11 protein-coding genes are annotated in these 11,123 nt (G+C 71.9%); 5 read left to right on the forward strand and 6 right to left on the reverse strand.

Annotation, left to right across the window (positions count from 1 at the left end; all coding sequences use genetic code 11):
- Positions 1-22 precede the first annotated feature (22 nt).
- From FBY23_RS19450 to FBY23_RS19460, 3 genes are read right to left on the reverse strand one after another with little or no spacing between them, the layout of a single operon-like run.
- Positions 23-1,003: a CPBP family intramembrane glutamic endopeptidase gene (locus tag FBY23_RS19450; RefSeq protein WP_141799646.1), complete on the reverse strand. Its 981-nt coding sequence runs from the start codon at positions 1,001-1,003 to the stop codon at positions 23-25.
- Positions 990-2,453, reverse strand: a complete 1,464-nt coding sequence (gene gltX, locus FBY23_RS19455; RefSeq protein ID WP_141799647.1) for a glutamate--tRNA ligase — start codon at positions 2,451-2,453, stop codon at positions 990-992. The genes FBY23_RS19450 and gltX overlap by 14 nt, the downstream gene beginning before the upstream one ends.
- Complete coding sequence (locus FBY23_RS19460) at positions 2,450-3,262, reverse strand: fumarylacetoacetate hydrolase family protein (RefSeq protein ID WP_141799648.1); 813 nt, start codon at positions 3,260-3,262, stop codon at positions 2,450-2,452. The genes gltX and FBY23_RS19460 overlap by 4 nt, the downstream gene beginning before the upstream one ends.
- A 32-nt stretch (positions 3,263-3,294) precedes the next feature.
- Here FBY23_RS19460 and FBY23_RS19465 point away from each other — a divergent pair, with 32 nt between their 5' ends.
- A complete protein-coding gene (locus tag FBY23_RS19465) occupies positions 3,295-4,149 on the forward strand; it encodes a 3-methyladenine DNA glycosylase (RefSeq protein WP_260806091.1) in 855 nt (284 codons plus the stop codon).
- A 104-nt stretch (positions 4,150-4,253) separates the two neighbouring features.
- Here the strand turns inward: FBY23_RS19465 and FBY23_RS19470 are convergent, their stop codons facing one another.
- Positions 4,254-4,883, reverse strand: a complete 630-nt coding sequence (locus FBY23_RS19470; protein WP_141799650.1) for a TetR/AcrR family transcriptional regulator — start codon at positions 4,881-4,883, stop codon at positions 4,254-4,256.
- Between the two features lie 86 nt (positions 4,884-4,969).
- On the opposite strand from FBY23_RS19470, the gene FBY23_RS19475 reads away from it, so the two are divergent.
- The 3 genes from FBY23_RS19475 to FBY23_RS19485 are packed head-to-tail and all read left to right on the forward strand — an operon-like array spanning position 4,970 to position 8,219.
- Positions 4,970-5,869 (forward strand): patatin-like phospholipase family protein, encoded by a 900-nt coding sequence (locus tag FBY23_RS19475; protein ID WP_141799651.1) that lies wholly within the window; start codon positions 4,970-4,972, stop codon positions 5,867-5,869.
- On the forward strand, positions 5,866-6,714 hold the full coding sequence (locus FBY23_RS19480) for an SDR family oxidoreductase (RefSeq protein WP_141799652.1): 849 nt from the start codon (positions 5,866-5,868) through the stop codon (positions 6,712-6,714). Before FBY23_RS19475 ends, FBY23_RS19480 begins: the two co-directional genes overlap by 4 nt.
- The gene (locus FBY23_RS19485) at positions 6,711-8,219 is read left to right on the forward strand and encodes an NAD(P)/FAD-dependent oxidoreductase (RefSeq protein ID WP_141799653.1); all 1,509 of its coding nucleotides are present in this window, start codon (positions 6,711-6,713) and stop codon (positions 8,217-8,219) included. The genes FBY23_RS19480 and FBY23_RS19485 overlap by 4 nt, the downstream gene beginning before the upstream one ends.
- Here FBY23_RS19485 and FBY23_RS19490 read toward each other — a convergent pair.
- Positions 8,177-9,499, reverse strand: a complete 1,323-nt coding sequence (locus FBY23_RS19490; RefSeq protein WP_141799654.1) for an MFS transporter — start codon at positions 9,497-9,499, stop codon at positions 8,177-8,179. The genes FBY23_RS19485 and FBY23_RS19490 overlap by 43 nt on opposite strands.
- A 140-nt stretch (positions 9,500-9,639) precedes the next feature.
- On the opposite strand from FBY23_RS19490, the gene FBY23_RS19495 reads away from it, so the two are divergent.
- Positions 9,640-10,491, forward strand: a complete 852-nt coding sequence (locus FBY23_RS19495; RefSeq protein ID WP_141799655.1) for a helix-turn-helix transcriptional regulator — start codon at positions 9,640-9,642, stop codon at positions 10,489-10,491.
- On the opposite strand, the gene FBY23_RS19500 is transcribed toward FBY23_RS19495, so the two are convergent.
- Positions 10,481-11,116, reverse strand: coding sequence for a TetR/AcrR family transcriptional regulator (locus tag FBY23_RS19500; RefSeq protein ID WP_160158295.1), 636 nt, complete (start codon positions 11,114-11,116; stop codon positions 10,481-10,483). The two genes, FBY23_RS19495 and FBY23_RS19500, sit on opposite strands and share 11 nt — an antisense overlap.
- Between the last annotated feature and the right edge of the window lie 7 nt (positions 11,117-11,123).

Here is an 11,123-nt window from a genome sequence, read left to right on the forward strand (position 1 = left end):
GCCGGCGAACCGGAGACCTACCTTACCCGTCGGCCGGCTCGGCCTCCAAAATGGCCCCGCCTCCCGACGTCCCGGTGCGGGCCTGGACCCCGAGCCGGCGGGCCGCCCAGACGGCCAGCAGCAGGTAGCCGACGGACTGGACGAGGGTCACCGGGATCGACCACCAGCTGCCACCGGTGGGGTTGAGCGCCTCGGTCATGTCGCTGAACGCGAGCGCCAGCCCGAAGGCCAGGAAGTTGTTGAGCACGTGCATCGCGATGCCCGCCTCGAGACCGCCGGTGAGGATGACGAGCAGCCCCGCGACCAGGCCGAACGCGAACCGGTCGAAGAAGATCGGCACGTCCTGGCCGAGGCCGTGGGCGAGCGCGAACAAGAGCGCGGGTACGACGACCGCGACCGCCGCGCCGCCGCGTGACCCCGCGCGGGCGGCGAGCCCGCCGAAGGCCTGCGCGAGGTAGCCGCGGAACACGTACTCCTCCCCCGCGGCCTGCAAGGGCGTCAGCAGCACGATCACCAGCAGGAAGTCGCGCACGGTCGAGGTCCACGGGTTCGCACCGCCGCTGGTGTCGAGCGAGCCGGCACCCTGGTCGGGCAGTACGGCGGACGCGACCAGGGTGAGGCCGAGAGCGAGCACGGCGAGGCCGAGGCAGACCGCGAACCAGCGCCAGCGCAGGGCGCCCGCCACCGAGGTGACCCAGCCCGGGGTCTGCCCGTGCAGCAGCCGGGCGACCAGCCAGACCGCGGGGATCGCGGCGGCCCAGCCCAGGTTGACCAGCGCCAGGAAGGACGGCGTCACCACGTCGCCCGAGAGCTTGTCGACGGCCTCGCTGGAGCTGTCCCCACCGGCGACGAGCACCAGCGTGACCACGATGCTCAGTACGAGCTGGCCGGCGAAGAAGATCACCAGCAGCAGCGGGATCCCCGCCAGCGGGCGCCAGGCGCCCGCCGGACCGCGCCGCTGGAGCTCGTCGTACCTCAGTCCGGCTGGGTCAGCCGAGGGCACGCTGCAACCGCCCGAGGCTGCGGTCGCGGCCGAGGAGCTCCATCGACTCGAAGAGCGGCGGCGAGATCCGGCGGCCGGTGACGGCGACGCGGACCGGGCCGAACGCGTTGCGCGGCTTGAGGCCGAGCCCGTCGACCAGGGCGCCCTGCAGGGCGGTCTGGATCGCGTCGGTCGACCAGGTCGGGAGCGCCGTGAGGGCGTCGTACGACGCCTGCAGGACCGGGATGCCGGCCTCCCCGATCTGCTTGGCCGCGTCGTCGGGGTCGACCTCGAAGGCGTCCTCGGAGACGAAGAGGAAGCCCAGCATCGAGCTGGCCTCGGCGAGCTTGTTGATCCGCTCGGCGACCAACGGCATCGCGAGCTCGAGCAGCTGGGCGTCGGCGTCGGTGACCGGGTCGCTGACGACACCGTCGCGCTTGAGGAACGGCAGCACCCGGTGGGTGATCTCGTCGGTCGACAGCAGCCGCATGTGGGCGGTGTTGATGGCGTCGCACTTCTTCAGGTCGAAGCGCGCCGGGTTGGCGACGACGTCAGTGATGTCGAACGCCTCGACCATCTCCTCGAGGCTGAAGATGTCGCGGTCGGCCGCGATCGCCCAGCCCAGCAGGGCGAGGTAGTTGAGCAGCCCCTCGGGCAGGTAGCCCTGGTCGCGATAGGCCAGCGCGTGCGCCTCGGGGTCGCGCTTGGAGAGCTTCTTGTTGCCCTCGCCCATGACATAGGGCAGGTGGCCGAACTCCGGCGTCGCCTTGGCGATGCCGACCTCCTTGAGCGCCTCGTAGAGGGCGATCTGGCGCGGGGTGCTCGACAGGAGGTCCTCGCCGCGGAGCACGTGGGTGATCTCCATCAGCGCGTCGTCGACCGGGTTGACCAGCGTGTAGAGCGGGTCGCCGTTGGCGCGACACAGCGCGAAGTCCGGCACGAACTCCGTCTCGAAGGTGACCTCGCCGCGGACCAGGTCCTTCCACGTGATCGAGCCGTCGGGCATCCGGAAGCGCACGACCGGCTTGCGGCCCTCGGCCTCGAACGCCGCCACCTGCTCGGCGCTCAGCTCGCGGCAGAAGCCGTCGTACCCCTGCACCTTGGAGCCGGCGGCCTTGCGGCGCGCGGCGGCCTCCTCGTTGGTGCAGTAGCAGTCGTAGGTGAAGCTGCTGTCCTTGAGCCGGGCCAGCGCGTCGGCGTACAGGTCGCCGCGCTCGCTCTGCTTGTACGGCGCGAACGGGCCGCCCACGCCCGGGCCCTCGTCCCAGTCGAGGCCCAGCCAGCGCATCAGGTCGAGGATCGAGTCGAGCGACTCGTCGGTGCTGCGCTCCTTGTCGGTGTCCTCGATGCGGAACACGAAGGTGCCGCCGTGGTGGCGCGCGAACGCCCAGTTGAACAGGGCGGTGCGGATCATGCCGACGTGGGGGCTGCCCGTCGGGGACGGCGCCATCCGGACTCGTACGTTGCTCATGATCGTGCTTCCACCTTGTTCGTGAGGGTTCCGAGGCCGTCGATCGAGATCTCCACCTCGTCGCCGACCTGCATGGGCCCGACACCCTCGGGGGTGCCGGTGAGGATGACGTCGCCGGGCAGCAGGGTCATCACGCTGGAGACGTGGGCGATCAGCGCAGGCACGTCGAAGACCATGTCGGCCGTCGTACCGTCCTGGACGACGTCGCCGTTGAGGAAGGTCTGGACCCGCCGCCCCTCGCTGAAGTCGTGGGGGTCGAGGTCGGTCTCGATCCACGGCCCCAGCGGGCAGAACGTGTCGAAGCCCTTGGCGCGGGTGAACTGCCCGTCGGAGCGCTGCAGGTCGCGGGCGGTCACGTCGTTGGCGAGCGTGTAGCCGTGGATGACGTCCGTGGCCTGGTCGGCCGGCACGTCGCGGCAGATGCGGCCGATGACCACGGCGAGCTCGCCCTCGTAGTGCAGGTCCTGGGTCTGGCGCGGGTAGAGGATCGCGTCGCCCGGGCCGATCACACTGGTGTTCGGCTTGAGGAACATCAAGGGCTCCGAAGGCACGTCGTTGCCGAGCTCGGCCGCGTGGGCCGCGTAGTTGCGGCCGATCCCGACGACCTTGCTGCGCGGCAGGACCGGCGCCAGGAGGCGCACGTCCTCGAGCCGGTACTCCTTCTCGAGCAGCTTGATCCCCTGGTACAGCGGGTCGCCGACGAGACCGACGATCACCGCGTCGTCCCCGGGCTGGCCGTACTCGTCGAGGTCGCCGGTCAGGACGCCGTACGACGGCTCCTCGCCTGTCGTGAATCTGACGATGCGCACCCGGTGAGCCTATCGACCTACGCTTGGTCGTCGTGAATGCGGAGGAATGGCGTCGGCGGGCTGCGGACCACGCCGCCCGCATCGATCGCTACGTCGCCCCGCACCTCGCCCGCCGCGGGGCCGCGGTGAAGCACCCGGTCTTCGACTTCCTCTTCACCTACTACTCCTACCGGCCCGCCCAGCTGCGCCGCTGGCACCCGGGCTTCGGGGTGGTCGCGCCGCCGGGGTCCGGGCTGGAGGGACTCAAGGGGTACGACGCGGTCGCGGGCGGCGTGAGCGTCGCTTCGTCGTACGTCATCGCGCAGCGGCCCCTCGTCGCCTCGATCCACGCGCTGCTCACCGCCACCGCCGGCCGCGCCCCGCACTTCGGCTGCTTCGGCCTGCACGAGTGGGCCATGGTCTACCGCCTCACCGAGGACGAGACCCGGCACGCCGACTGGCCGCTCCGCCTCGGTCCCGCCGGCACCGACGAGGTCGTCGAGGGCCACCGGATCGCGTGCTCGCACTTCGACGCCTACCGCTTCTTCACTCCCCCGGCCCGCCCGCTGAACACGCTCGCCCCGGGGCGCGACGACCGCCCCGACTTCGAGCAGCCCGCCTGTCTGCACGCCGGCATGGACCTCTACAAGCACGCCTTCCGGCTCTCCCCGTTGGTGTGCTCCGACCTGGTGGCCGACTGCTTCGAGCTCGCCTGGGACATCCGGGTGCTGGACATGCGCGCGGCGCCGTACGACCTCGCGGACCTGGGCTTCGAGCCGGTGCGGATCGAGACGGCCGAGGGAAAGGCGGCGTACGTCGAGGCGCAGCGCGGGTTCAGCGAGCGGGGTGCGCCGTTGCGGGCGCGGCTGGTCGAGGAGTGCGAGCGACTGCTCGCCGTCGCTCAGTAGCGCGCTCTCATGCCGGGCTTCGCCGCCGGCCCTGCCCCGCACCCCCTACGAATTGGTCGCAGATCTGCCGAGATGACGACCAATTCGTAGGGGGTGCGCTCAACTCAGCGCGCTGCGATCCCGTCGTACATCACGGCGCGGATCGCGGCGCTCAGTCGTTCCTGCTGCGCGGGCGCGGGGTCGCGCATGCCGACCAGCACCGAGCCGAGGATCATCCCGTTGATCGACTGCGCGGTCGGCTCGACGTCGAGGTCCGCGCGCAGGTAGCCGAGCCGGACGCCGTGCTCGAGGTAGGCCGCGGTGAGCGGCGTGGTCATCGCGAACAGGTCGAGCATCCGCTCCCGCATGGCGTCGTCGATGCCGGCCGCTGACAGCAGCAGCTGGGCCACCCGCGGGTCCTCGCTGAAGATCTGCGCGAGCGCGGTGCCGATCCGCGCGGTCTGGGCGCGGTAGTCCTCCAGCGTGCTCACCGCGTCCGGCGCGTTCTCGGCGCCGAGCGCCTCCACGATCCGGCCGATCAGGTCGTCGATGACGTGCTCGACGATGTCCCGCTTGTTCTCGAAGTAGCGGTAGAAGGTGCCGTGCCCGATGCCCAGCCGCGCGGCGATGTCGGCGATCCCGGTGGCGTGGTAGCCCTGCTCGGCGAAGCAGGTGAAGGCGGCTTCGATGATCTCGCGCCGGGTCTCGGCCTTGCGCCGCTCCAGCCGCGAGAGCCCCTCCGTGGTCGCCGTCATGGTGCTGAGCCTATTGCAATCGCGCAGATCTGACGATACGTTCCGAAACTGACATTCCATTCCGTTTGTGGTTCTGAGGTGGTCGCATGGGGCGCGCACTGGTCATCGGATGCGGCGGCACGCTGGGCTATGCCTGGACCGCCGCCGTGCTCGCCGAGCTGGAACGACAGGGCTGGGACCCGAGGGCCGCCGACGTCCTCGTCGGTACGTCGGCCGGTGCCGAGCTCGTCGCCCGCCTCGGCGCCGGGATGTCCGCCGCCGCCCTGCAGGACGACGGCGGCGACCCGCCGCGCGCGCTGCCGCCGCTCCCCCGGCCGGGACTGCCGGGACTCGGCCTGACCCGGGCCGCGCTGAGCGGACGTGCGGACCTGCTGGCCGGCCTGGCCGGGCTGCTGCCCCGCGGCGGCGGCGACCCGCAGTGGCTCCTCGACCTGGGCGACCGGCTGGCCGCGCCCGGCACCCGGTGGGTCGAGCACCCGCGCACCTGGCTGGTCGCGGCCGACGTACGCACCGGCGAGCGGGTCGCCTTCGGACACCCGGATGCGCCGAAGGCCGCACTGGGACAGGCGATCGCGGCCTCGTGGGCGATCCCGGGCTGGTTCCCGCCGGTCCGGGTCGGCGACCGCTCCTTCCTCGACGGCGGCGCCGTCTCCCCCACCTCCGCCGACCTGCTGCTCCCCCACGTGCAGGACGGCAGCATCGACGAGGTGGTCGTCGTGGCCCCGATGTCCAGCCGTGGCGGAGCTCCCGCCCGCGGCCTGACCCGCGCCGAGCGGCTGCTACGCCGGCCGATGACCGGCCGCGTCGACCGCGAGGTCGCACTGCTGCGCGCCGCCGGCGCCCGGGTCCTCCGCATCGAGCCCACCGCCGCCGACCTCGAGGCGATGGGCGCCAACTTCATGGACGGCTCCCGCCTCCCGCTGGTCCGCGAAACGGCCGCCCGCAGCGCCCGCACCCTCGTCTCCCAGCAGGAGGTCCGCCGATGACCCGCCCCACCCCGATCGACCTGGCCGGCGCGCACGTCGTCGTCACCGGCGGCGCCCGCGGCATCGGCCGCGCCACCGTCGAGGCCTTCCTCGCCCGCGGGGCCAAGGTCTCCCTCGGCGACCTCGACCTCGACCTCGCGAAGGCGACCGCAGACGAGGTCGGCGCGAGCGCCCACCACCTCGACGTGGCCGACCGGTCGTCGTACGACGCCTTCGTGACGGCTGCCGAGGCCGAGCACGGCCCGGTCGACGTGCTGGTCAACAACGCCGGCGTGATGCCGAACGGCGCATTCCTGGACATGGATCCCGCGCTGGACCGGCTGATGATGGAGGTCAACGTCCACGGCGTGCTGCACGGCATGCGCCGGGTGCTGCCCGGCATGGTCGAGCGCCGCCGCGGCCACGTCGTCAACGTGGCCTCGCTCGCGGGCAAGTTCCCGATCCCGGGGCTCGCGGTCTACAACGCCAGCAAGTTCGCGGTCGTCGGGCTGACCGCCGCGACCCGGCTGGAGATGGCGCCCCACGGCGTCACCCTGACCGCCGTCCTGCCGTCCGCGGTCGACACCGACCTCGCCTCCGGCCTCGACATGAGGCCGATCCCCAAGGTCACCCCGCAGCGGATCGCCGATGCCGTGGTCGGCTCGGTCCGCGGCCGCGAGGCCGAGATCGCCGTGCCCCGGTACGTCGGCGCGCTGGCCGTCACGACCACCCTGATCCCCACCGGCGTGCTCGACCGCGTCCGCAGGGTCGTCCGCGACGACCGGGCGCTGCACACCGACACCACCGAGCGAGCCGGCTACACCGCGCGTCTCAACGACGCCGCCAACGAGAGGACCACCCGATGAGCACCCTCCACGACGCGGTCATCGTCGGCGCGGGCTTCGGCGGCATGGGCGCCGCCATCGAGCTGAAGCGCCAGGGGTACGACGACCTGGTGATCCTCGAGCGCGAGGACGACCTCGGCGGCACCTGGCACGTCAACCGCTACCCCGGCCTCGCGGTCGACATCCCGAGCTCGACGTACTCCTACTCCTTCGAGCCGAACCCGCACTGGTCGCGGCTGTTCGCGCCCGGGCCGGAGCTGAAGAGGTACGCGCTGCATGTCGCCGACAAGTACGACCTGCGCCGCCACATGCGCTTCGGCACCGTCGTCGAGGACGCCCGCTGGGACGAGGAGTCCTCCGCGTGGGAGGTGACGATCGCCGGCGGCGAGGTGGTCCGCGGCCGCTTCCTGCTGACCGCGACCGGCTTCCTCTCCCAGCCCAGGCTGCCGGACATTCCCGGTGTGGCGGACTTCGCGGGCACCGTCATGCACACGACGCGGTGGGACGACGACGTCGAGCTCGCAGGCAAGCGGGTCGGCATCATCGGCACCGGCGCGACCGCCGTCCAGCTGATCCCCGAGCTCGCGAAGGTCGCCGACCACCTCACCGTCTACCAGCGCACGCCGATCTACGTCAGCCCGAAGATGGACGGCCCGGTGCCGGGCATCGTGCGCGGCGCGTTCGCGAAGGTGCCGCTCACGCAGAGGGTCACGCGCCTGGTCGGTACGTCGATCCTCGAGGTGATGATGGTCGCCGGCGTGCTGCACTTCCGCGACCTGCCCTGGGCCAACGCCGCCGGCAAGCGGGTCTGCGAGGCCCATCTCAGGCGGCAGGTGAAGGACCCGGAGCTGCGGGCCAAGCTCACTCCCGACTACGACTTCGGCTGCAAGCGGCCGACGTTCTCCAACACCTACTACCCGACGTTCACCAAGCCGCACGTCGACCTCGAGACGACGAGCATCGACCACGTCGACGCGGGCGGCATCGTCACCGCCGACGGCAACCGGGTCGACCTCGACGTCCTCGTGCTCGCCACGGGATTCAACCTGTGGGACGTGAACTTCCCGGCGATCCGGATCGTCGGGCGCGAGGGCCGCGACCTCGGCGCCTGGTGGCGGGCCAACCGGTTCTGCGCCTACGAGGGCATCACGATCCCGAGGTTCCCGAACTTCTTCTCGCTCAACAGCCCCTACTCCTACTCCGGGCTGTCGTACTTCACGACGATCGAGACGCAGATGGCCCACCTGGGGCGGGTGCTGCGGGCGATGCGGAAGCGCAGCGCCGACGTCGTGGAGGTCACCGAGGAGGCCAACGACCGGTTCCTGGACCGGATGACCGGCCTCCTCGACAACTCCGTGTTCAACGCCGGCAGCTGCGCCACCGCCCGCAGCTACTACTTCAACCAGCATGGCGAGGCGGTGCTGCTGCGCCCGACGTCGACGTTGAGCGCAGCACGCGAGGCCACCCGCTTCCCGCTGGACGACTACACGTTCACCGGCGCGAGGATCTCGGCCTCGGCGTCCTGACGGGTCATCGCCCGGTGCCGGGTCTCCGGCATGAGCAGCACGCACACCACGCTGCCGAGGGCGAAGACCGCGAGCATCCAGCCGATCGCCGACGTGTTGCCCGCCTCCGCGAAGTCGGAGGCGAGGTACGGCGCCGTGCCGCCGCCGATCACGCCGGCGAGGTTGTAGGCCATGCCGGCGCCCGTGTAGCGGTACTCGGTGCGGAACATCTCGGGCAGCATCGCGCCGGCCGGGCCGTAGGAGATCGCGAAGATGGCGAGCGTGCCGAACAGGCCGATCGCGAAGGCCGCGGTGGTGCCGTGGTCGAGGATCGGGAACAGCGCGAAGCCCCACGGGATCGCGACGAGGCAGGAGCCGAGGACCACCTTCTTGCGGCCGATCCGGTCGCTGAAGACGGCCGAGAGCAGCGTGATCGAGCCGAACACGAAGGCGGCGGCGACACCGATGGTGAGCACGGTCGGCCGGGACAGGCCGAGCGTCGTAGCGCCGTACGAGGTCAGGAAGGCCGTGCCGACGTAGAAGAACGCGAACAGCATGGCGAGCGAGCCGCCACCGAGGAGGATCTCCTTCCACTGGTGGCGCAGCGCCGAGGCGAGCGGGCCCTGGGTCGAGGCGCGGGTGCGGGCGTTCTCCTGGAACATCGGGGTCTCCTCGACCTTCAGCCGCACGTAGAGGCCGACGGCCACGAGCAGCGAGCTCGCGATGAACGGCACCCGCCAGCCCCAGTCGAGGAAGGCCGGGCTGGCGTCGCCGACCACGCGGTTGACGAGGAGGAAGGTGCCGCTGGACAGCGCGAACGCGAGGGCGGGGCCCATCTGCGGGAAGGCGCCGTACAGGCCGCGCTTGTGCGCCGGCGCGTACTCCGCCGCCAGCAGCGTCGCGCCCGCCCACTCGCCGCCGACGGCCAGGCCCTGCAGGAACCGCAGGGCGACCAGCAGGATCGGCGCGGCGACGCCGATGCTCGCGGCGCCCGGCAGCAGGCCGATCGCCACGGTGGCCGCGCCCATGAGCAGCAGCGTGCTGATCAGCGTCCTCTTGCGGCCGAGCCGGTCACCGAAGTGCCCGAAGCCGATCGCGCCCAGCGGCCGGGCGATGAACGCGACGGCGAAGGTGGCGAAGGAGGCCACGCTCGCGGCGGAGTCCCCCAGCGCCGGGAAGAACACCGTCGGGAACACCAGCGCGGCGGCGGTGCCGTAGATGAAGAAGTCGTAGAACTCGATGGTCGTGCCCGCGCAGCTCGCGAAGGCCACCCGTCGCATCGGGGTCGGTCGTTCGGACATGGATTCCACTCCTCGGGTTCGGTCGATCGCCGGGAGTGTGAGCCGGGCCACACCGCCCCCGAACCCCTCGAAGGAGGTACTACCCCCCAAGGAGGGTGCTGTCGTTGCCGCCTGTGACCGCAGTCACCTACCGTGGAGACATGGCCCTCGACCTCGCGCGCACCGTGGCGGAGTTCCACGCCGCCGGGCGTGGCGACATGGCCTTCGGCGGACCGGTCACGACCGGCGGCGCGGCGATCCACGTCACCGCGCTCCACGGCGCCAAGACCGGCTCGCTGCGGGGCCTGCGGGTCCGCTCCGGCTACGGCCTGGGCGGCAAGGCACTCCTGCTGGGCCGGCCCGCGTCGGTCACCAACTACTACGACGCCCGCGGCATCACCCACCAGTACGACGTCCCGGTGCGGGCCGAGGAACTGGAGACGGTCACGGCGCTGCCGATCATGGTCGACCGGGCGCCGCGGATGGTCGTCTACATCGGCCACCGGACCCAGGTCCACCTCGGCGACGTCTGGTACGACGCCTTCCTGCCACTCGTGCGCCGCGTCGAGCGCGAGCTCGCGGTCGACGACGAGGTCCGGCGCCGGCTCGCCGGGCTCGAACCCGTCGCCCAGCGCACCACCCCCGACGTGGCGCTGACCCGCGCCGACCTGCGCGACATCTCCGACGAGCTCGCCGACCTCGCCTCGCTGGTCCAGGACGAGGCCCTGCGCGCCCGCCTCGAGGAGGTCCGCAGCCGCGTGGACCACGGCCGATCCCCCGCGGGGCCTGCTGCTCGTCGTACGGGCGACGAGGTGCCGACGGGCCTGGCCGCCCGTGAGGTCGACGTGCTCGCCCACGTCGCGCTCGGCCAGAGCAACCGCGAGGTCGCGGACTCACTCGGGATCGTCGAGAGCACCGTGAAGTCGTACCTCAAGAACGCGATGCGCAAGCTGCACGCGACCAACCGCGTCCACGCCGTACGGCTGGCGCGGGAGGCCGGCGTCATCGACTGACCGGTCGCGCCCCGTCGATCAGGACCGCACACAGTGTGTCGACGTTGCGCGTCGTGGGATCGCCCAGGATGTCGGCCCGCCGGCCCGGGTCCGCGAGACCGGTGATGGCGGTGAAGATGAGCCAGGTCATGCCGGCCGGTGAGATGTCGGCGCGCAGCGACCCGTCGCCCTGGCCGCGGCGGATGACCATGTGCCAGATCGCGATGCAGCGCTGGCCGTCGGCGACCAGGGACTCCGCGCCGGGCTCGCGCCGCACCTGCATGAGCTCGCGGACCATCGTGAGGTGGTCGAAGGGGTGCTCCGTGGCGACCGCGGTGGCGGCCCGGATCAGGTTCTCGAGGCGGGCGACGCCGGTGCCGGGCTTGTGTGAGGCGGCCTGCAGCTCTGGGACGAGCGCCGCGAAGTAGCGCTTGCCGACGGCGATCAGCAGCTCGTCCTTGCTCGCGAAGTGGTTGTAGATCGACGGCGCCCGCATGCCGGCGGCATCGGCGATCGTGCGCATCGAGGCGCCGCGCAGGCCGTGGGTCGCGAAGGACTCCGCGGCGGCGTCGAGGATCCGCTCGGCCGGGTTCGTCCCCGGCCTGCCGCGCGGCCGGCCGCGCCGTCGTGTCGTGTCGTCGTTCATGGGACTC

Source organism: Nocardioides sp. SLBN-35 (assembly GCF_006715725.1).
In the GTDB taxonomy this organism is placed as follows: domain Bacteria; phylum Actinomycetota; class Actinomycetes; order Propionibacteriales; family Nocardioidaceae; genus Nocardioides.